General features: G+C 62.8%; 22 protein-coding genes, 1 tRNA gene and 1 pseudogene. 14 read left to right on the top strand and 10 right to left on the bottom strand.

Annotation, left to right across the window (positions count from 1 at the left end):
- Positions 1-120: FKBP-type peptidyl-prolyl cis-trans isomerase (locus B2Y33_RS10980; RefSeq protein WP_288632927.1), on the top strand; the 120-nt coding region annotated here is incomplete at its 5' end.
- 46 nt (positions 121-166) lie between these two features.
- Here B2Y33_RS10980 and B2Y33_RS10985 read toward each other — a convergent pair.
- The 3 genes from B2Y33_RS10985 to B2Y33_RS10995 all read right to left on the bottom strand — a co-directional run bounded on the left by B2Y33_RS10985 (position 167) and on the right by B2Y33_RS10995 (position 1,935).
- Entirely contained in the window at positions 167-412 is a 246-nt protein-coding gene (locus B2Y33_RS10985) for a hypothetical protein (protein WP_027915473.1), read from the bottom strand.
- Between the two features lie 83 nt (positions 413-495).
- Complete coding sequence (locus B2Y33_RS10990; protein ID WP_027915472.1) at positions 496-837, bottom strand: zinc ribbon domain-containing protein YjdM; 342 nt, start codon at positions 835-837, stop codon at positions 496-498.
- A 129-nt stretch (positions 838-966) separates the two neighbouring features.
- A complete protein-coding gene (locus B2Y33_RS10995) occupies positions 967-1,935 on the bottom strand; it encodes a polyprenyl synthetase family protein (protein WP_027915471.1) in 969 nt (322 codons plus the stop codon).
- A gap of 244 nt (positions 1,936-2,179) precedes the next feature.
- Here B2Y33_RS10995 and rplU point away from each other — a divergent pair, with 244 nt between their 5' ends.
- From rplU to B2Y33_RS11020, 5 genes are all read left to right on the top strand, one after another.
- Entirely contained in the window at positions 2,180-2,494 is a 315-nt protein-coding gene (rplU, locus tag B2Y33_RS11000) for a 50S ribosomal protein L21 (protein ID WP_023533254.1), read from the top strand.
- A gap of 38 nt (positions 2,495-2,532) precedes the next feature.
- Entirely contained in the window at positions 2,533-2,790 is a 258-nt protein-coding gene (rpmA, locus tag B2Y33_RS11005) for a 50S ribosomal protein L27 (RefSeq protein ID WP_023533198.1), read from the top strand.
- Between the two features lie 189 nt (positions 2,791-2,979).
- Positions 2,980-4,206 (top strand): Obg family GTPase CgtA, encoded by a 1,227-nt coding sequence (cgtA, locus tag B2Y33_RS11010; protein ID WP_028688089.1) that lies wholly within the window; start codon positions 2,980-2,982, stop codon positions 4,204-4,206.
- 85 nt (positions 4,207-4,291) lie between these two features.
- Positions 4,292-5,410 carry a glutamate 5-kinase gene (gene proB, locus B2Y33_RS11015; protein WP_206405823.1) on the top strand — a complete coding sequence of 373 codons (1,119 nt, stop codon included), beginning with the start codon at positions 4,292-4,294 and terminating at the stop codon, positions 5,408-5,410.
- 2 nt (positions 5,411-5,412) lie between these two features.
- The gene (locus tag B2Y33_RS11020; RefSeq protein WP_371259680.1) at positions 5,413-5,868 is read left to right on the top strand and encodes a CreA family protein; all 456 of its coding nucleotides are present in this window, start codon (positions 5,413-5,415) and stop codon (positions 5,866-5,868) included.
- 203 nt (positions 5,869-6,071) lie between these two features.
- Here B2Y33_RS11020 and mksF read toward each other — a convergent pair whose 3' ends face one another.
- From mksF to mksB, 3 genes are read right to left on the bottom strand one after another with little or no spacing between them, the layout of a single operon-like run.
- Positions 6,072-8,903: an Mks condensin complex protein MksF gene (gene mksF / locus B2Y33_RS11025; RefSeq protein ID WP_206405822.1), complete on the bottom strand. Its 2,832-nt coding sequence runs from the start codon at positions 8,901-8,903 to the stop codon at positions 6,072-6,074.
- A complete protein-coding gene (gene mksE / locus B2Y33_RS11030; protein ID WP_027915467.1) occupies positions 8,900-9,607 on the bottom strand; it encodes an Mks condensin complex protein MksE in 708 nt (235 codons plus the stop codon). The genes mksF and mksE overlap by 4 nt, the downstream gene beginning before the upstream one ends.
- Positions 9,597-10,886, bottom strand: a complete 1,290-nt coding sequence (mksB, locus tag B2Y33_RS11035) for an Mks condensin complex protein MksB (protein ID WP_023533191.1) — start codon at positions 10,884-10,886, stop codon at positions 9,597-9,599. The genes mksE and mksB overlap by 11 nt, the downstream gene beginning before the upstream one ends.
- Before the next feature lie 223 nt (positions 10,887-11,109).
- On the opposite strand from mksB, the gene B2Y33_RS11040 reads away from it, so the two are divergent.
- The 3 genes from B2Y33_RS11040 to B2Y33_RS11050 are packed head-to-tail and all read left to right on the top strand — an operon-like array spanning position 11,110 to position 12,981.
- A complete protein-coding gene (locus B2Y33_RS11040) occupies positions 11,110-11,895 on the top strand; it encodes a hypothetical protein (RefSeq protein ID WP_059184134.1) in 786 nt (261 codons plus the stop codon).
- A complete protein-coding gene (gene rimI / locus B2Y33_RS11045) occupies positions 11,892-12,344 on the top strand; it encodes a ribosomal protein S18-alanine N-acetyltransferase (protein WP_023533216.1) in 453 nt (150 codons plus the stop codon). Before B2Y33_RS11040 ends, rimI begins: the two co-directional genes overlap by 4 nt.
- Before the next feature lie 43 nt (positions 12,345-12,387).
- Entirely contained in the window at positions 12,388-12,981 is a 594-nt protein-coding gene (locus tag B2Y33_RS11050) for a D-Ala-D-Ala carboxypeptidase family metallohydrolase (RefSeq protein ID WP_027915465.1), read from the top strand.
- On the opposite strand, the gene B2Y33_RS11055 is transcribed toward B2Y33_RS11050, so the two are convergent.
- Positions 12,921-13,838: a LysR substrate-binding domain-containing protein gene (locus tag B2Y33_RS11055; protein ID WP_206405821.1), complete on the bottom strand. Its 918-nt coding sequence runs from the start codon at positions 13,836-13,838 to the stop codon at positions 12,921-12,923. The genes B2Y33_RS11050 and B2Y33_RS11055 overlap by 61 nt on opposite strands.
- A 177-nt stretch (positions 13,839-14,015) precedes the next feature.
- Here B2Y33_RS11055 and B2Y33_RS11060 point away from each other — a divergent pair, with 177 nt between their 5' ends.
- Positions 14,016-14,627: a LysE family translocator gene (locus B2Y33_RS11060; protein WP_206405820.1), complete on the top strand. Its 612-nt coding sequence runs from the start codon at positions 14,016-14,018 to the stop codon at positions 14,625-14,627.
- An 82-nt stretch (positions 14,628-14,709) separates the two neighbouring features.
- Here the strand turns inward: B2Y33_RS11060 and B2Y33_RS11065 are convergent.
- Positions 14,710-14,786 (bottom strand) — tRNA-Met (locus B2Y33_RS11065).
- A 314-nt stretch (positions 14,787-15,100) separates the two neighbouring features.
- On the opposite strand from B2Y33_RS11065, the gene B2Y33_RS11070 reads away from it, so the two are divergent.
- The 3 genes from B2Y33_RS11070 (at position 15,101) to B2Y33_RS11080 (ending at position 17,808) form a co-directional block, all read left to right on the top strand.
- On the top strand, positions 15,101-16,315 hold the full coding sequence (locus tag B2Y33_RS11070) for an MFS transporter (RefSeq protein WP_027915462.1): 1,215 nt from the start codon (positions 15,101-15,103) through the stop codon (positions 16,313-16,315).
- A gap of 116 nt (positions 16,316-16,431) precedes the next feature.
- On the top strand, positions 16,432-16,569 hold the full coding sequence (locus tag B2Y33_RS11075) for a hypothetical protein (protein ID WP_165919232.1): 138 nt from the start codon (positions 16,432-16,434) through the stop codon (positions 16,567-16,569).
- A gap of 78 nt (positions 16,570-16,647) precedes the next feature.
- Complete coding sequence (locus tag B2Y33_RS11080) at positions 16,648-17,808, top strand: MFS transporter (protein ID WP_088523234.1); 1,161 nt, start codon at positions 16,648-16,650, stop codon at positions 17,806-17,808.
- A 77-nt stretch (positions 17,809-17,885) separates the two neighbouring features.
- On the opposite strand, the gene B2Y33_RS11085 is transcribed toward B2Y33_RS11080, so the two are convergent.
- Positions 17,886-18,839: a FecR domain-containing protein gene (locus B2Y33_RS11085; protein ID WP_088523235.1), complete on the bottom strand. Its 954-nt coding sequence runs from the start codon at positions 18,837-18,839 to the stop codon at positions 17,886-17,888.
- Positions 18,826-19,341 carry a sigma-70 family RNA polymerase sigma factor gene (locus tag B2Y33_RS11090; protein WP_206405836.1) on the bottom strand — a complete coding sequence of 172 codons (516 nt, stop codon included), beginning with the start codon at positions 19,339-19,341 and terminating at the stop codon, positions 18,826-18,828. The genes B2Y33_RS11085 and B2Y33_RS11090 overlap by 14 nt, the downstream gene beginning before the upstream one ends.
- A 171-nt stretch (positions 19,342-19,512) precedes the next feature.
- On the opposite strand from B2Y33_RS11090, the pseudogene B2Y33_RS11095 reads away from it, so the two are divergent.
- Positions 19,513-20,135, top strand: a pseudogene (locus B2Y33_RS11095) (DNA-3-methyladenine glycosylase family protein).
- Positions 20,136-20,141: the final 6 nt, after the last annotated feature.

A 20,141-nucleotide genomic window follows, 5' to 3' on the forward strand; every position in this document is an offset into this window, starting at 1 on the left:
GCCGGCAGCAAGTGGCGCCTGTATGTGCCAAGCGAATTGGCCTACGGTGCCCAGGGTGTCGGCAGCATCCCGCCGCACAGCGTACTGGTGTTCGACGTCGAATTGCTCGACGTTCTGTAATACCGCTGGGGCCGCATTGCGGCCCTTTCCCAGCTCGCCAGATGTGTCAGTTCCAGTCTGTCCCCATCGGGCGCAACGCCCGTGCGTAGCAGAACAGAAACAGGTTGCGCACCAGCTCCTTCAGTACCCCAGGCTCATTCGAATTCAGCCCGCGCAGGTCCAGGTCGCCCTGGTCGCGCAGTTCATCCAGCGCCTCTGCTTCGAGCACCGCGCACACCTCACCGGTCTCCCGATGAAGAATGCGCAGGTATGGGTGAGGGCGGTCCAGCCAGGCATCGATCAGATAAGTCATGACTATTCTCCTTGGATAACTTTCCAATGAGAATAATTCTTATTATCAAAATAGCAAGAACCAATTGGCGGATCTGGATGAAATCAGACCTTGCGCACGAATTCCGATTTCAGCTTCATCGCGCCAATACCGTCGATCTTGCAGTCGATATCGTGGTCACCGTCGCACAGGCGGATGTTCTTGACCTTGGTGCCGACCTTGACCACCAGGGACGAGCCCTTGACCTTCAAGTCCTTGATCACGGTCACGGTGTCGCCGTCCTGTAGCACATTGCCGACGGAATCTTTTTTCACCACGTCGTCATTGGCAGATTCGGCTTCGCCGCTGGCCGACCACTCGTGGGCACATTCAGGGCAGATCAGCTGCGTGCCATCCTCGTAGGTGTATTCGGAATTGCATTTGGGGCAGGGTGGCAACGTACTCACTTGGGTTCCTCGAACAGACAGGCGGAAAAAGCCGCCATTGTAGAAGGTCTGGTTTCAGAAGTGATTATGTCCGGACAAAAGTCCGCAGCGGTTCGAGGAACGAACCGCGTGTGGGGAAGGGACGTACCGTTAGTGAGTGCGTGCGACGGCGAACTGGCTGAGTTCGACCAGCGCATCCCGGTATTCGCTCGCAGGGAGCACTTCCAGGCACTCGATGGCGCGCTTGACGTAATCCTGCGCCAGGGCTGCGGTGTACTTGAGCGCACCCGATGCCTCTACCGCAGCGCGGATCTGCTCCAGGTCTTCAAGGCCGCCTTTCTGGATGGCCTGGCGTACCAGCGCTGCTTGCTCGGCAGTGCCCTCGCGCATGGTGTAGATCAAGGGCAGGGTAGGCTTGCCCTCGGCCAGATCGTCGCCCACGTTCTTGCCCAGTGCCTCGGCGTCACCTTCATAGTCGAGCAGGTCGTCGACCAATTGGAAGGCCACGCCCAGGTGGTCACCGAACATGCGCAAGGCCTCGCGCTGGGCATCGGAAGCCTGGGCCAGGGCCGCAGCACTGTGGGTGGAGGCTTCGAACAGCATGGCGGTCTTGCCGCGGATGACGTCCATGTAGACGTCCTCGGTGGTGCTGGCGTCGCGAACCCGCGACAGCTGCAGCACTTCACCCTCGGCAATGACCCGGGTCGCCCTGGACAGGATCTGCATGACCGGCATCGACCCCAGTTCGACCATCATCTCGAACGAGCGGGAATAGAGGAAATCACCGACCAGCACGCTTGGGGCATTGCCCCACAGGGCGTTGGCCGTGGAGCGGCCGCGGCGCATGCCCGACATGTCGACCACGTCATCGTGCAGCAGGGTGGCGGTGTGCAGGAACTCGATGGTTGCCGCCAGCAGCCGCAGGTCGTCGCCCCGGTGGCCCAGGGCCTTGCCGCACAGCAACACCAGCAATGGGCGCAGGCGCTTGCCACCGGCCGACGTGATATAGTCGCCGATCTTCGATACCAGCGGCACGCGCGAGGTCAGCTGCTTCTTGATGATCTCGTCGACGGCGCTGAAATCGTCAGCCACCGCGCGGTAGAAGGTTTGGGGTTGCATCGGCTGCTCCAGTGAGGTTGCGCGGCATGCTAGGTTGCGGGTCCCGGTGTGTCAAGGCACGGTGCCAGTCGGTCGGGCGCTGCACTTGCAAGCAAAACCTGTGTTGCGTACAATCGCGCACCCTAACTTCCTGGGCAGCACCTGCCTTACGCAATTGCGCCGGGCCGTTCCAGCCCTGTGCAGCCATGCCAGCCAATACTCATCATATAAAGCGCTGGGTGAGCAGGATTATCGGAGAAATACCATGTCTTACGCAGTAATCGTTACCGGCGGCAAGCAGTACAAAGTCGCTGAAGGTGAATTCCTCAAGGTCGAGAAACTGGAAGTCGCCACTGGCGAGTCCGTGACTTTCGATCGCGTTCTGCTGGTCGCCAACGGTGAAGAAGTCACCATCGGTGCTCCAGTTGTTGCTGGCGCTAAAGTAGTGGCCGAAGTCGTTTCGCAAGGCCGCCACGACAAGGTTCGCATCATCAAGTTCCGTCGTCGTAAGCACCACATGAAGCGCATGGGCCACCGCCAGTGGTTCACCGAGATCAAAATCACCGGCATCCAGGCTTAATCCCCTAGATCCCCTGAATTTATTTGGAGAATTGAACCATGGCTCACAAGAAGGCTGGTGGTAGTACTCGTAACGGTCGCGACTCAGAATCGAAACGCCTTGGCGTGAAGATGTATGGCGGCCAGGTTATCAAGCCAGGCAACATCATCGTCCGCCAGCGCGGCACCGAATTCCACCCAGGCTACGGCGTGGGCATCGGTAAAGATCACACCCTGTTCGCCAAGATCGAAGGCGTGATCAAGTTCGAGAAGAAAGGCGAGTTCAACCGCCGTTACGTGAGCATCGTCGCAGCCTAATCGCGACGTCGCTCCAGAAGCCCCGTCATGCGACGGGGCTTTTTCGTTTGTGGTGAGCCTCTTGCAAAGCTGTTTGTATGGGTTGCCGGCGTGGGTTTCTACGGTCGTACGGGGCCGCCGCGCTCATTTTTGCAAGAGCCTCATGTTTATCAGTGTTCAACTCGTCGGAAGGCGAGAGGCGGTTTTTGAATGAAGTTTGTTGACGAAGTATCCATTCGGGTCAAAGCCGGTGACGGCGGTAACGGTTGCATGAGCTTCCGTCGCGAGAAGTTCATCGAGAACGGTGGCCCCAACGGCGGCGATGGCGGTGACGGTGGTTCGGTGTTCATGGTGGCAGACGAGAACCTCAACACCCTGGTCGACTATCGCTACACCCGTCACCACGAAGCTCAGCGCGGCGCCAATGGCGGCAGCACCGACTGCACCGGCAAGAAGGGTGAAGACCTGTTCCTGCGTGTGCCGGTGGGCACCACGGTCATCGATGCCTCCACGCAGGAAGTGATCGGTGACCTGGTCAAGCCGGGGCAGAAGCTGATGGTCGCTCAGGGCGGCTGGCACGGCCTTGGCAACACCCGTTTCAAATCCAGTACCAACCGCGCACCGCGCCAGACCACTCCAGGTAAACCGGGTGATCAGCGCGACCTGAAGATGGAAATGAAAGTGCTGGCCGATGTAGGCCTGCTGGGCCTGCCGAATGCGGGCAAGAGCACCTTCATCCGCTCGGTATCGGCCGCCAAGCCGAAAGTGGCCGATTACCCGTTCACCACCCTGGTGCCAAACCTGGGCGTGGTCAGTGTCGACCGCTGGAAAAGCTTCGTCATCGCCGACATTCCTGGGCTGATCGAAGGTGCCTCCGACGGTGCTGGCCTGGGCATTCGCTTCCTCAAGCACCTGGCGCGTACCCGTGTTCTGCTGCACCTGGTGGACATGGCGCCGCTGGACGAGAGCAGCCCGGCCGATGCCGCCGAAGTCATCGTCAACGAGCTGACCCGCTTCAGCCCGTCGCTGGCTGAGCGTGAGCGCTGGTTGGTGCTGAACAAGGCCGACATGGTCATGGACGACGAGCGCGACGAGCGGGTCAAGGAAGTGGTCGAGCGCCTGCAATGGGAGGGCCCTGTGTATGTGATCTCGGCCATCTCCAAGCAAGGTACCGAAAAGCTCAGCCACGACCTGATGCGCTACCTCGAAGACCGCGCCGACCGCCTGGCCAACGACCCGGCCTATGCCGAGGAGCTGGCTGACCTCGACCAACGCATCGAGGACGAGGCTCGCGCCCAGTTGCAGGCCCTGGACGATGCCCGCACCTTGCGCCGCACCGGTGTCAAGAGCGTGCACGACATCGGCGATGACGATGACTGGGATGATGATTTCGAGGACGACGAAGACGGTCCGGAAATCATTTACGTGCGCGACTGATCGGTTGCAGTACACTAAACGCCGCTCGCTTGAGCGGCGTTTTTGTATCCACGGTATCTACAGATTCGACATAGGTTGGAAGACGATGCGAAGCAAGGTGACGGGCGCCAGGCGCTGGGTCGTGAAGATTGGCAGTGCGCTGCTGACCGCCGATGGCAAAGGCCTCGATCGCGGCGCCATGGCCGTGTGGGTCGAGCAGATGGTCGCGCTGCGTGAGGCGGGCGTGGAGTTGGTGCTGGTCTCCTCGGGCGCCGTGGCTGCCGGCATGAGCCAGCTGGGCTGGACGTCACGCCCCAGTGCGATGAACGAGCTGCAGGCAGCAGCGTCCATCGGCCAGATGCGCCTGGTGCAGGCCTGGGAGTCGAGCTTTGGCGAGCACGGCAAGCATACCGCGCAGATCCTGCTGACCCATGACGACCTGTCCGACCGCAAGCGCTACCTCAATGCGCGCAGCACCCTGCGCACCCTTGTCGAGCTGGGCGTGGTGCCGGTGATCAACGAAAACGACACGGTGGTGACCGACGAGATTCGCTTCGGTGACAACGACACTCTGGCGGCGTTGGTGGCTAACCTCGTGGAAGCCGACCTGCTGGTGATCCTGACCGACCGTGACGGCATGTTCGATGCCGACCCGCGCAACAACCCCGATGCGCAACTGATCTTCGAAGCCCGTGCCGATGACCCGGCGCTGGACGCCGTGGCGGGCAGCACCGGTGGTGCACTGGGGCGCGGCGGTATGCAGACCAAGCTGCGCGCTGCACGCCTGGCGGCACGCTCTGGTGCCCATACCATCATCATTGGCGGGCGCATCGAGCGCGTGCTCGATCGTCTCAAGGCCGGTGAGCGGTTGGGCACCTTGCTGTCGCCTGAGCGCGGCATGCTGGCAGCCCGCAAGCAGTGGCTGGCGGGTCATCTGCAGACCCGCGGCACGCTGGTGTTGGACGAGGGAGCGGTACAGGCGCTGCGCCAGGCCAACAAGAGTTTGCTACCAGTGGGCGTCAAGGCCATCCAGGGCAGCTTCCGACGTGGCGAGATGGTGGTGTGCGTGGACCCTGACGGGTTGGAAGTGGCCAGGGGCCTGGCTAACTACAGTGCCCTGGAAGCGCAGAAGATCATTGGGCAATCCTCCGACGCCATCGCGACTATCCTGGGTTATAGCGCCGAGCCTGAGCTGGTGCATCGTGACAATCTGGTGCTGGTATGAACATGCTGAAGAAACTGTTTGTCGTGGCAGCCCTTGGGTTGCCGATGCTTGCTGGCGCCGAGGAAATCGGCCAGGTGTCCACTGTCTTCAAGTTCCTGGGGCCGAACGACCGCATCGTCGTGGAAGCCTTCGACGACCCCAAGGTCGAAGGTGTGACTTGCTACCTGTCGCGGGCCAAGACGGGGGGAGTGAAGGGTGGACTGGGGTTGGCCGAGGATCGCGCCGAGGCCTCGATCGCCTGCCGCCAGGTAGGGCCGATCAGTTTCAAGGGCGAGCTCAAGGATGGCGATGAGGTGTTCAAGGAGCGCACATCGCTGGTGTTCAAGACCATGCAGGTGGTGCGCTTCCTGGACAAGAAGCGCAATACGCTGGTGTATCTGGTGTACAGCGACCGCATCGTCGAAGGCAGCCCGCAGAATGCCGTGACGGCGATTCCGATTCTGCCGTGGGCTCAGTGACGGGTAGGCCTGGTCGATTTCGAGTTGAAAACGTGCAGGTGTCGAGGCACGGGCAACTGACGTGAACCGCATCTAGAGGCTGTCGTTTGCCACGATGGCCTCGGCATGACACGGGACGGGCCGCTATGGGAGGCGGAACAGTTCCAGCATCTGAGCTTCGCAGCGCCCACTGTCGGGGCCGCTCTGCGGCCCCACAATCTCCGTCAGATAACCACTTCACCCTGATCTTCGCGTACCACCACCTTCACCTCCTCCAGCGGGCTGATGAACTTCCAGTCCGATTCGTCGATATAGATGCCGTTGGGGCCGCTGCCGCCTTCCAGGTCGATGGCCACGTGTGCCGAGACCTGCGGCTTGACGCTCGCCAGAATCGGCACGAACCCCAGCTGCAGGCTGGTCTCCAGCAGTGCCGCCTGGTTGCGTTCGTCGATGTCCGCCGCTTCGTCCAGGTAGTACGGCAGGCGCACACGTCCGGCCAAGTCACGGTCCATCAGGTGCAGCAACAAATACATGTTGGTCAGCGCCTTGATGGTCATGGTCGTACCGTTCGAAGCCGCGCCGTCGATGTCGGCGTGGATGATCGGCTGGCCGTTGACCTTGGTGATCTCGAACGCCAGCTCGAACAGGTCCTTCAACCCCAATTGGTTATGGTTCGCGGCGACCAGGCGCGCCAGGTATTCCTTGGCCTGCTCGTTCCGGTTGTCCTGGTCGGCGTTCTGGGTGAGGTCGAACACCGACAGGGTTTCGCCTTCTTCATACTGGCCGGCACTGTGGATGATCTGGTCGATGTGCTTGAGTGCCTCCTTGTTCGGTGCCAGCACCACGCGGAAGCTTTCCAGGTTCGAGACCTGGCGCCGGTTGATCTCGCGGTTGAACAGGGCAAGCTGGTGCTCGAGGCTGTCATAGTCGCTGCGGATGTTGCGCAGGGTACGGGCAATGTCGGTCACGGCAGCGCGACGCGCCTTGGCCAGGGTCAACGCCTCGTCGGTGCGGTGGGCATAGGCGTTGACCAGCAACTGCAGGCGACGCTCCATGTCGTCCTCGCTGTCGAACTTGGCCACGCCTTTGAGGCGTACCTGCGCGTACAACGCTTCGATCTGGTTATCCACCCGCTGCAGGCTCTGCCAGCTGTCCTGGTAGTCGTTGAGCAATGGCAGCAGGTTGTCCATGGAGTCGTCGATGGCCTCCATGAACGGGGTGCCGAGGGGCAGGTCGGCCGGTAGCAGCTGACGGCGGCGCAGTGCGTCGTCCAGGGTACGTTGCTTGGACTCAAGGTCGCCCAACTGGCGCGCCACCAGTTGCAGTTTGGCCGACAGCTGCTGCACGCGCTCGGTGAACGCATCGCTGGAGCGCTTGAGCTCATCCTGGGCGGCCTCCATCTGTGCGAGCTGTTCGAGCTTGGCAGGCTCTTCGGCGGCCAGGGTCTGGCTGCGGCGGTAGTCTTCCAGGGCTTTCTGGGCGTCGAGTACCTGCTGGTACAGCGCTTCGGTCTGCGCCTTGGAAGCCGAGCGGTCGGCGCTTACTGCCTGCTGGGTCTTGAGCTGGCGCAGCTCCTTGTCCAGGCGCTCCCTCTGATCACGCAGCGCGGCGCGGTCAGCCAGCGCCTGCAAGGCCGGTGGGTCGATGTGGGTCAGGTCGATGGACAGACCCGGCGCCTCGAAACGCTCCCCTTTGAAACGGTCGAGCACCGCTTCAAGGGATTTCACCCACAGGTCCCTGTCGTCCAGCTCGATGCCACGCTCACCCAATGGCAGGCTGAACAGGGCGCCGTTGAACAGGCGCATCAGGCGGTCGACATCCTGCTGCGAGAACTCTTCGCGCAAGCGGGCGTAACTGTTGTTGTCGGCGTGGTCGAGCTGCTGCTTGACCTGCCTGAGGCGTTTTTCCAGGTCGCCAACGCGCTGGTCGAGGTCTTCGGCACTGAACTGACGGGACTGGGCCAGGGCGCCTGCAAGCTCGTCATGGGCATCCTTGGCCGCCAGCAGCTGCTGTTCCAGCACCTTGACGTCATCGACCAACGCAAAACGATGGCGTAGCACCGACAGCTCGCCCAGCCAGCGCTGGATGCCAGTGATCTCACGCTCAAGGCGCATCAGCTCCTGGGTGCCGCCGCGCTGATCGTTTTGCAAGCGGTCCTGTTCACCCCGGTAATGCTCGGCCTGGATGACCAGTTCTTCCTTGCGCGCCATGGCGTAGTCCTGCCAGGTACCCAGCAGGTTGTCGAGTACCGGCGAAATCCGGTGCAGCTTGCCGCGCAGGATGTCGCGTTGGGCGACGCCGCCGGCCAGCGCCTCGACCAGCGGACCGGCGGCGACCAGGGCGTTGTAGTCCTGTTCCATGCGTCGCACATCGCGGAAGGCTTCTTCGCAGGCGGCAATGTAGTCGACGCTGCCAGAACGCAGGCTGTGCTCGAAGGCATCGAGGAACAGCTGCTTGAGCTTGGCCGCCGTGATTTCGCGCATGTGCAGCAGGTTGATGAACAGCGCGCGGAAGGTCTTGAGGCTCTGCTCGCTGGTCGAGCGCAGCGGGATCAGGGTCAGGTCCAGGGGCACCGAGGTATGGCCGCCGACCAACAGGCGGCGCAGCTCGTCCGGCTTGAGCTCGTAGGCTTTGATGCCTTTGCTTTCGAGGTTGGTGAACAGCTCTTTCTGGCGCAGACACGTGTCGTTTTTCTGATAGTGCGCCAGGTCCAGCTCGCCCTGGTAGGCGAAGAACTGGTGCCCGAAGCCGCCACCCGGCCCACGGCCGACGACACCGATCACGTGCGGACCATGGGGCAGGCTCAGCTCGCAGAGGATGTACGAGGTATCGCTGGCAAAGTAGAAGCGGCGCGACTGCTCCAGGCTGTACTTGCCGAAGCTCATGTCCGACATGCGTGCCAGGATCGGGAACTGCAGGGCGTTGATCGATGCCGACTTGCCCAGGTTGTTGGCGCCGTACACCGACAGCGGATGCTCCAGTGGGAACAAGCCCAAGCTGTAGCCGGCCGTGTTGAGCAATGCGAAGCGGCGGATGCCATAGCGTTCCTGGCTCATGCGTCGATCTCCTGTTGCTCTTGGCGAATGGCACGAGCCAAGGCCTGCTCTTCGTCTTCCTCAGCCTCGAACGGCGTCAGGTCGAGCGGGTCGTCGGTGTGTTCAGGCATTGGCTCGGCGGGGTCTTCGGCCAGCACTGGCGTGGGCAAGGGCAGGGCGCTGTGCAGCGTCGCCGCCAGGTCCCGGTCCTGCTGCACGGCCAGGCAAACGTCCAGGAACCGGTGCATCGGCGGCAGGAAACGGTAAATGCCACCTTCTTCATGGGCGAAGCCGAGCTGGGTCATACGGCGCAGGATCTTTTCTTCCAGGTCCTCGACGGTCTGCACCTCGGCCTGCACGAACAGGTCCCGGTACTTGTCGAGCAACGAAGGCAATTCGTCGCGGCCAACGCTGCCGCCGTCGAGCACCGCGATCGGGTCACGGCCTTGATCGGCCAGGTGCTCGACCAGGATGAAGGTGAACAGCGACAGGCGCTGCGCCGTCTTGTTGACCTGGGCCGCCGTCATGTCCGGCACGAAGTAGTAGAAACCGCGGGTGTCGCACACCAGCTCGAAGCCCAGGGCCTTGAACAGGCTGCGGTACTGGTCCTGGAAGTTGGACAACTGCGCGTACAGCTCCGGGTCGCGGCGGCTGATGTGGAAACCTTTGAACAGCTCGCGGAAGATCGGTGCGAGCTGGGACAGTTCGGAAAGATCAAGATGCATGGGCTGGGCTCGCGTGGGGTTCTGGGGACGCACTGGGGGCGTCTTCGCGGCTGGAGGTCAGGGCGTACGAACGCAGGCTGACGCGGTGTTCCTGGGTGTCGTAGTCACGGCGCTCGAGGCGCTCGCGGTTGAAGCGTTTTTCCCGTGACAAGCGCGAGAACCAGTACAGCAGTTCGTCGGTGGCGCCTTCGGGCTCCTGCTCCAGCAGCCACACCATCAGGTCTGGCAGTGGCAGCGCCTGTTCACAGCGTTCGGTCATTTCCTTGACCGTGCGCGGTGCGCGAGGCTTGTCGTCGGACGCGCTCTTGTGCGCCTTGGGGAAGCGCGCCGGCTTGGGCTCGAAGCGCGCCAAGGCATAGACATAGGCTTCGACCTGGCTGGCGCTGCCCAGGAAAGTGCTTTGCGGCCGGGTGAACAACGGCATGGCTGCCTGGGGCAGCGCGTCCAGGCCCTTGCGGCGCACCACCGACAGGGCCAGGGCAGCGCCACGGGTCACCGCGTTGTGACGCCGTGCTTCCTCGCGCAGCGGCAGCAGCAGTTCACGGGCATGACGCAGGGTCAGCTGGGCGCTGGTCTGCATCTCCAGAATACGCGCATGGGTGCGCAGCAGCATGTCGTCGTCGACCAGGTGGCCAAGGCGCGCCTGTTCCCCGAGCAGTTTCAGCAGCACGGTCTCGACCTTGCGCACCCCTTGCTCGAAGGCGCCGTCGGCGTTGACCAGCTGGATCATCGGCTCGACGTATTCATCCCAGGTGGCCAGCACTTCGGCATAGCGCTGGCGCAAGGGTATCTGGCGGCTGCTGGTCTTGGCCCGCTCGGCTACGGCCACCAGTGCCTGCTCATCGTTGTCGAGCTTCTTCAGCACGTCCCGCACGCGCATGTCCAGGAGCCGCAGTTGCCGCGCCAGATCGTCACTGTCGCGGTTGTCGAAGGCATCCTGGATGTGCCCGGCCAGGCGCTCCAGGTGACGCAGGTAAGCCTCGATCTCCAGGCACAGGCCAAGGCGATGCTCACGGCGCAGATAGGCGAGGAAGTCGTGGATCTGGGCGTTGAGCTCGAAGCGGTTCGGGCTCTTGGCAACGGGCACCAGGATGTCCAGGCGGATCCACACATCGAGCAGTTGGGTGATGTCCTGCGGGGTGCTCTCGATCTGCTGGCGGGCCACATGCTGGCGCAGCTCCACCAGGCTGAGGGTGCCCTGGTCGAAACGCTCGCACAGCGGCTCGATCAGGGCCCAGTGTTCGGCTAGGGCACGCAGGACGCGCTTGGGTTCGATCATCGGCTTGGACTCGTTGCCAAGAAAAAGGGGGCGATTGTACTGCATCCGACGGGTTGGTTCTTATCCCCTTGGCTTGTCGTGCGACAGGCTGATCGAGCCGCCCGCCTGCTGTGGCTTGCCCAGGCAGGCAGGGCATGCGTAAAAAACCGCCGAGCAGATGCGGCACTGGCAGGTTATCGGCGGTAGAATGCGCACCTGTCCCAACCCCCCTCGGATGACCGCCTTGCTTACCGAACAACGTCGCCGCGCCTACCTGTCCGCCATGCAAGTGGTGCACTGGCTGCCGCGCGCCGAGCTGCCGTTCGCCGCGCCGTCACGGCCTGAACTGCTGCTGCCGTTGGCGCCGCCCGAGGACATCGATTTCGAGCCGCCGCCACGCCAGGTACCCGACCAATCGCCTGTCGCCCCTCAAGCCCGGATCGTCGAGCGGCCGAAGATCGAGGTGCCGCGGCCGGGCGCTTCCGCCAAGGCTGCGGCCAAGCCTGTAGAGGCGCCCGAGCAGGCTGCGACACCTCGCCCAGTGCCGGTGCCGCCTCCGCGTTTTGCCTTGCAATTGCTGCGTGCCGGCGATTGCCTGTTACTGGTCGAGCTGGCCACCGGCCAGCCTTTCCAGAGCCGTGACCCGTCCTACCTGCTGCTCAAGGATATGCTGCGCGCCGCCGGCCTGCCCGACGCCCCGCAAATCGTGGGTGAGCCGGTGCGCTGGCCGCTGCTGATGCGCGGCAACATGGACCAGGGCCCGGACGCGGCCCGCGATTTCGTACAGGGTTTTGTCCAGGCTCGCCTGGAGGAAGCGCCCTGCACCTGCCTGTGGCTGGTGGGCATGCCTGCGCTGCGCTTTGCCGCCGGCGCCGACGACCAAGCCTATTATCAAACCCTCAAGCTCGACGGCCTGGGCGAGGCCTGGGCCTTGCCGGGCCTGGAACTGTTGATGGACGAGCCGCAGCGTAAAGCGGACGTCTGGAAAGCCATGCGCCAGCTGATGGCGCGCTGGAAACGCGTTGAATGAGTGACTCGATCAGTTTTCGCCCCATGACCGAGGCGGATCTGGATGCCGTGCTGAAAATCGAATATGCCGCGTTCAGCCACCCCTGGACCCGCGGCATCTTTCTGGATGCCCTGAAATCCTATGAAGTCTGGCTGATGTTCGATGGGCAGCAACAGGTCGGCCACGGCGTGATCAACGTGATCATCGACGAAGCCCACCTGCTCAACATCACCGTCAAGCCGGAGAACCAAGGGCGCGGCCTGGGCCTGCGGCTGCTCGAACACCTGATGTCGCGCGCCTACCAGCTCAACGGCCGCGAGTGTTTCCTTGAGGTGAGGGCCAGCAATCCGGCGTATCGCCTGTACGAGCGTTTTGGCTTCAATGAAATCGGCCGCCGGCGCGACTATTATCCAGCTGCGGGTGGTCGCGAGGATGCGTTGGTGATGGCCTGCACGTTGTTCCCGGACTGAGCCAGCGGCAGGGTGCCGCTGCCATGACGTGCAGGGGTGGGCCATGTCGAAGAAACGGAGTGTGGTCGCCGCGCTGCTGCTGGCGGTAAATTCAGTGCCCAGCGGGGCCGTGGCCGATGAGCGCGACCTGTGGATGTTCGCCCAGTGGGCAGGTGACCACCCGACGCGGCCTTTTCGCGACATGCTCGTGCAGGCACGTTTGTACGGTGTTGTGCCGATTCATCAGCTCCTGCGCTCGGCCTCGGACTGGAAAGTGTGCCGGGCTTCACCGTTTGCCGTGCCGCCCAAGCAACATTGGCCGGCTGTGCGCGCTACGCTGTCGTTGCTCCGAACACTGGGTGAGCAAGGGGCCTTACCCGATTTCGAAGTGGTCTCCGCCTACCGTGACCCGGGCCTCAACCGCTGTGCCGGCGGGGCGATCGGCAGCGCGCATACACAAGCATTCGCCGTGGATGTCCTGCTGGCGCCTTGGGCCGACCCCAACCCGCTGTGCCGGTTCTGGCAGCAGCACGGCCAGGCATGGGGCATGGGCCTTGGCCGCTACCCGAGCGGTCGCATCCACCTGGACACGGCCGGCTACCGCACCTGGGGCGGCGATGGCAGCGCGGCGTCATCCTTTTGCAGCAAGCCCAGGTGAGTCAGGCAGCCCTGGCATTCCTGTTTCACCCATTCGGCAAACCGCTGGCGCTTGCCTGCATCATTCAGAGGGCAGGGGCTCAACAGGTGGTAGGCCGAGCCATCGCGTACAAAGCCCAGGGGCGCCTGTAACTGCCCTGTATCGAGTTCGTCACGCACCATCAAGGCGGATGCCATCGCGACCCCCAGCCCTGCGCTGGCCGCCTGAATCGACAGGTAAAAGTGCTCGAAGTCGCTACGCTCGCCCGCGATGGCTGTCTCACCTGTAAGCCGCAGCCAAGTGGCCCAGGCGTCGGGGCGGGTCGCACTGTGCAACTGTCGATGGCCTTGCAGCTTCGGCGACAATGGCGGAAGCCCCACAGGGCCAATCCACTCGTCACAGATCTTCTGCTGATGCAGCGTCATGCCCCAATGAAAGTCGTCGCGGCGGATAGCGATGTCGACGTTTGTGCGGGCGAAGTCCAGCGGGCCGCCTGCGGCCACCAGCTGCAATTGAAGATCAGGGTGGGCAGCGTTAAGACGCGGCAGGCGCGGGATCAGCCAGCGCATGGCGATGGTGGGCTCGCAGGAGACGACCAACACCGGATTGTCATCGCTGTCCTTGAGCCGCTGCACCGTGCTTTCGAGCTGTTCGAAGATGGCTTGGGTCGTGGCATGCAGTGCTCGCCCCGCCGAAGTCAGGAACACGGCGCGATTGCGTCGTTCGAACAACGCCACCTCCAGGCTTTCCTCGAGCAAGCGCACCTGGCGGCTGACGGCGCCATGGGTGACGTGCAGGCACTCGGCTGCGCGGATGAAGCTTTGGGTGGTGGCTGCGACGTCGAAGTAGCGCAAGGCGGCCAGGGGTGGAAGCTTCATGGCAGGCATGGATTCCTGATGGGTGCGGTATGCGCGTATGGAAAAACCAGCCAATACGCGTGATGAAGCACGATGAAAACTCACCGATTTCACGCACTTTAAATCGTTTTTAGGCGCCTGATAAGCGTTCGATAATGCCTGACCTGTGCATGTTCATCGCCTATCGAGAGTCCATGAATGACTGAAATCTTCGCTGTCGCCTTGTTTACCCTGCTAGCGGTCATCAGCCCCGGCGCCGACTTTGCAATGGTCACCCGATGCAGTTATGCGCAAGGGCGCATTGCTGGCCTGGCCGCTGCCGTGGGTATTGGCCTTGGGGTTCAGGTGCATGTGCTGTACACCGTGCTCGGGCTATCGATCATCGTGACTCAAAGCCCGACACTGTTCTTGTGCATGAAGGCCATTGGTGCGTGCTACCTGCTGTACCTGGGCTATCGGTCCTTGACCAACACTGTGCGCGTGCGTCTTGACGACAAAGGTGCTGCAGGCGGGGCGCTGCAAGCGCTGCGCACCGGGTTTTTGACCAATTGCCTGAACCCCAAGACCATGCTGTTCGTCATCAGTGCGTTCAGCCAGGTGGTGGAGCAGGGCAGCCCGCTGTGGCTCAACCTGGCCTACGGCGCATTGATGTCGCTTGCGCACTGGGCGTGGTTCAGCTTGGTCGCTGTGTTTTTTTCCAACACCGTATTGCGCAAGGCAATGATCGAGCGGCAAATCATCGCAGACCGGGTGATCGGGGTGGCACTCATTGCGCTGGGGCTGATGGTGGCGATGAGCAGTGTGGGTTGATTGCACCGGCTGCCGAAAGCCGCCTGACTTTCTGGCAGGCAAAGAAAAAGGGCTTACCTTGCGGTAAGCCCTTCGTCTTGTTTGGTGGCTACACAGGGACTTGAACCCCGGACCCCAGCATTATGAATGCTATGCTCTAACCAACTGAGCTATGTAGCCGATGGCGCGCATTATTCTCTTGAACGGCCCCCCTGTCAACACGATTTTTAAAAAAAATTTACACGCTTTCAAAAACTTAGCGAGCGATCGCGTGATGCGTAGCGTTATCCATCCCCTGAAAAGCCCGAATCGTAGGGGTGATCAGCTCCAGTTAGGGCCTTTACCTCTTTGTACCGCGCATCCGCTCGCTCCTGTCTGACGCCCACCACAGGCCTGGGAAAATGGCTGCCAGACTGGATCTGGAAAAAAAGGTAGCTATGTATCTATTTGTATCCCGATAATCGGAGCCCAGCTTTCCGACGGAGATCCAGGCCATGGCCATCCCCAGCGCCGCCCCGGCGTCCACTCAAGCGCAGGCGAGCACCGCTACACCGCTGGTGATGCGCATCATCGGCTTCTGCGCCTTGGCGCACCTGATCAATGACCTGATCCAGTCGGTACTGCCGGCCATCTACCCGATGCTCAAGGCCAATTACGACTTGAGCTTCGCCCAGATCGGCATGATCACCCTGACATTCCAGATCACCGCGTCGCTGCTGCAACCCTGGGTAGGCTTTTTCACCGACCGTCGGCCCACGCCCAATCTGCTGCCCATGGGCACGGTGTGCACGCTGATCGGTATCGTGCTGCTGGCATTCGTCGGCAGCTTCCCGATGATTCTGCTCGCCTCGGCCCTGGTGGGCATCGGCTCTTCGACATTCCACCCCGAAACCTCGCGTATTGCGCGATTGGCCTCCGGAGGCCGCTTTGGCCTGGCGCAATCGACTTTCCAGGTAGGCGGCAACACTGGGTCTGCCCTGGGTCCGTTGCTCGCAGCGGCCATCGTCATTCCGTTCGGGCAAACCCACGTCGCCTGGTTTGGCGTGGCTGCACTGTTCTTTCTCGCCGTGACCCTGATGCTGCGCCGCTGGTACATCGAGCACCTGAGCCAGGCCAAGGCGCGCAAGGCGGTACAGGCTACCCATGGCATCTCCCGCGCACGCGTGGTTGCCGCGCTAGTGGTGCTGGGGCTGCTGGTGTTTTCCAAGTACTTCTACATGGCGAGCTTCACCAGCTACTTCACCTTCTACCTGATCGAGAAGTTCGGCGTTTCGGTCGCCAGTTCCCAGTTGCACCTGTTCCTGTTCCTGGGCGCGGTAGCGGCGGGCACCTTCTTTGGCGGGCCCATCGGCGATCGCATCGGGCGCAAGGCGGTGATCTGGTTCTCGATTCTGGGTGTGGCACCGTTCACCCTGGCACTGCCCTACGCGGACCTGTTCTGGACGACGGTACTGAGCGTGGTGATCGGCTTTATCCTGGCCTCGGCATTCTCGGCCATCGTGGTGTATGCCCAGGAACTGGTGCCCGGTAGCGTAGGCATGATCGCGGGCATCTTCTTTGGCCTGATGTTCGGCTTTGGCGGCATCGGCGCGGCATTGCTGGGCTATGTGGCTGACTTGCGCGGTATCGAATACGTGTACGGGCTTTGCTCGTTCCTGCCCCTGTTCGGGGTGCTGGCGGTATTGCTGCCGAGCACTGGCAAGCGCTGATGATCAACGGGGCAGGGATGCCCCTTGACGCCACAGTCACTGGGGCGATTGACGGTATCGCCTGCTCTGGCCTAGAGTGCCGCCTCTTGCTCACTTTATGCGTAGTAGCCAAAGCAATGCGCCGTTTCCAGTCCTTGCCCTGTTGCCGTCAGCCTGCCCTGGATGGGCTGCGCCGTGCCTGGCCGAGTGACACCGTGCTCAAGCGCCGCCGCAGCGTCCTGTTTGCCTTCACCTTCTCGCCACACCTGAACTGATCAGCATTTGAACAGCGTCCGCCGTGCTGGTGGGTGCGTTTTTGTCTGCACGTCTTATCGGTTTGCTGGGAGTGGTTCATGAACATGCGTTTGCTGGCGGGCTTGCTGTTCGCCGTTTCGGTCGTGGGATTCAGCCTGGGCGCGACCCTGCCGCTGGTGTCGTTGCGTCTGCACGAGGCTGGCGCAGGCACCCTCGAAATCGGGATGATTTCCGCCATCCCCGCGGCCGGCATGATGCTGTCGGCATTCCTGGTGGATGCCTGTTGCCGGTATTTCAAGCGACGCACGCTCTATTTGCTGTGTTTCAGCCTGTGCACGCTCAGCATCGGCCTGCTGGAGCCTGCATTCGCCTCGTTGTGGGGGCTGGCGGTCTTGCGCCTGGCGTTGGGCCTTGGCATGGGTATCGCGATCATTCTCGGGGAATCGTGGGTCAACGAACTGTGCCAGGAACATAACCGCGGCAAGATCATGGCCCTCTACGCCACCAGCTTTACCGGTTTCCAGGTGCTTGGACCGGCGATGCTGGCGGTGCTCGGTGCCCACAGCCCATGGATCACTGGCGTGGTCACGGCCTGCTATGGCCTGGCGTTGGCGTGCATTGTGGTAACGGTTCCCAATGACCGGGTGCTGCACGCTGAAGACGACAAGAGCTTCGGACTGGCCGGCTTCTTCCGCGTGGCCCCGGCCCTGTGCGTGGCCGTGCTGTTCTTCTCGTTTTTCGATGCGGTGGTGCTCTCGCTCTTGCCGGTGTATGCCAGCAGCCACGGATTTGCTGTGGGCGTGGCGGCACTGATGGTGACCGTGGTGTTCGCAGGGGACATGCTGTTCCAACTGCCGCTGGGCTGGCTTGCCGATCGCGTCGAGCGCACTGGCCTGCACCTGGCGTGCGGGGTAGTAGCCATGGCCATTGGCATAGGGTTGCCCTGGTTGCTGAACATGACGTGGCTGTTGTGGCCGTTGCTGGTGGTGTTGGGCGCGGTCGCGGGCGGTATCTATACCCTGGCGCTGGTGCTGATAGGCCAGCGTTTCAAAGGGCAGGACCTGGTCACCGCCAATGCCAGCGTCGGGCTGTTGTGGGGCGTCGGCAGCCTGGTAGGGCCGCTGATCAGCGGTGCCGCCATGGACGTCGCGCCCCACGGGCTGCCCATGGCGCTGGCATTGATGGCCGGTCTGTTCGTGTGCTTTGCACGGCAGTCTCATCGGCGTGAGCAGCCGTCGTGCACACCCTCTGAAAACTAGCAGACTTCCGTGCAGGAACGGCCTTGCAGGTTACCCAAGTGATTGCCAACTGGCGCCCCTGACGGCCATGCCGAGACCTAAGCGGCATCGATGTTGACCCAATACCGGGTGTGGTAATCGATACGCACCGGCAGGCTGCGGGCCAGTAGCTGCAGGATCTGATTGGTGTCGGCCAGCTGGTAGGTCCCGGAAACCTTGAGGTTCGCCACCGCTGGCGCGCAGCGCAGCAGGCCGGGGCGGTATCGGTTTAGCTCGGCGACGAAATCCGCCAGCGGCATTTGCCGAACGCTGAGCACACCTTCCGTCCAGCCCCAAGGGTCACTGGGCGGCGTGATGGCCTGATGGCCTCCATTGGCCTGCACGCGCAAGGTCTCGCCGGAATGTACCCGCACTGGCGTGGCACCGGTCATCACCGTGGCTTCGCCCCGGCGCACCGCCACCAGTAAGTCGTGATCGCTCTGGCGCACCAGCAGTTGCCCGTCGAGGGTGCGCAGGGTGGCCACTCGGGTATTGATGAAGAACGGGCGCTTGTCGGCAGGGTTGCTGTCCAGGCTGACTTCACCGCGCAGAAGCGCCAGGCGGCGTTGGCCCGCCGTGAAACGCAGGTCGATGGCACTGGCGGTGTTCAGTTGGATGCGGCTGCCATCGCTGCCTTGCAGTTGTCGGCGCTCGCCGGTGGCCGTGGCACTGTCGGCCAGCAGCTCTGGCAGGCCCAGCGGCTCACGCGCCATCCACCCAAGGCCGCTGCCGACCACCAGCAAGGCCCCCAGCTTGAGCTGGTCGCGCCGGCTGATGCCTTGGCGTTCGCTGCCTTGCAGGGTACGACGGCTGAGGTCCTTGGGCAGCCCGGCGAGCTCATCGCCCAGGTTGCTGACGCGCTGCCAGGCCAACCCATTGTGAGGGTGCAAGGACAACCACCGTTGGAACTGCGCCTGGGCATCCGGGCCTGGGCTGCCGAAGCGTAGCCTGACCAACCAGTCGATGGCCTGGTCGACACGGGCCTGGGCCGGTGCTTCGTCAGGCGTCGGCATAACGCAACCGGTAGCAAGTCTTGAGCGCCTTGGCCAGGTCGCGCTCCACGGTCGCTTTCGAAACGCCTAGCAGCAAGCTGATCTGGATGATGCTCAGCCCGTCCAGTTGCGCATGCATAAAGGCCTGGCGAGCACGCGGCTTGAGCTGGTGCAGGGCACGGTCGAGCCGCTCCAGGCTATCGAGAATGACCAGCCTGTGTTCTTCGCTCGGGATGTCGGTTTCGGGTAGATGTGCCAGGCTGTCCTGGTAGGCCCGCTCCAGCGCCCGGCGACGAAACTGGTCGATCATCAGGCCACGGGCGATGCTGCTGAGGTAGGCGCGAGGCTCTTTCAAAGGCGAGGTCTGCCGGGCGCGCAACAGCCGCACGAAGGTGTCCTGGGCCAGGTCGGCTGCATGTTCGCTGCAACCGACGCGACTGCGCAGCCAGCCGCGCAACCACGCATGGTGGGATTGGTAGAGCAGGGCGACCTCGGTCGGTTTGAGCGTGTCGGGAAGCTGCATCGTCGCCACGGTCGGTTCCTGTCAGGTGTGATTGTGAATGGTTCTCAATTCTATGCGGGTAGGGCTGTGGCGAGCAATGCTCCCTCAGGAATTACTTGCGCAAGATCTGGCAGTCGGCCGATGAGTGGCTGGGTTAAGCTGGCATCTCCTCTGGTCGATGGAGCCGCTTCAATGTTGATCGACGCCGAACCTGTCGCCTACCGGCAAGCGGCCGAGTACCTGAGTGGGCTGGATGCGGACTGGGCACGGCACATCGCCGCCGTCGGCCCCTGCCGCCACCGGACTACTCCGGGGCGCGAACCCTTCGAGGCACTGGTGAGGTCGGTCGCTTACCAGCAACTGCACGCCCGTGCAGGCGACGCCATCCTTGGACGACTGCTGGCGCTGTTTGGGCCAGGGTTTTCCCCACGCCCACCCAACTGCTGGCAGCGGACCCCGCCGCCTTGCGCAGCTGCGGTTTTTCGGCCAGCAAGCTGGGCACGGTGCTGGGCATTGCCCAAGGTCGCCTGGACGGTGTCGTGCCAACCCGCGAGCAGGCCCTGGGCATGACCGACGACGAATTGATCGAGCGCCTGGTGACCCTGCGTGGGGTCGGGCGATGGACGGTGGAGATGCTGCTGATCTACAGCCTGGAGCGTCTGGATGTGCTGCCGGTAGACGACTTTGGCGTACGCGAAGGCTATCGACGGCTCAAGGCTATGGAAAAAGCGCCGACGCCTGCACAGATGCGCGCGTTGGGCGCCGCCTGGCGACCTTATCGCACCATCGCTGCCTGGTACTTGTGGCGGGCCTGAGCGCCT

This window comes from Pseudomonas sp. UBA5666 (assembly GCF_002420785.1).
GTDB lineage: Bacteria > Pseudomonadota > Gammaproteobacteria > Pseudomonadales > Pseudomonadaceae > Aquipseudomonas > Aquipseudomonas fulva.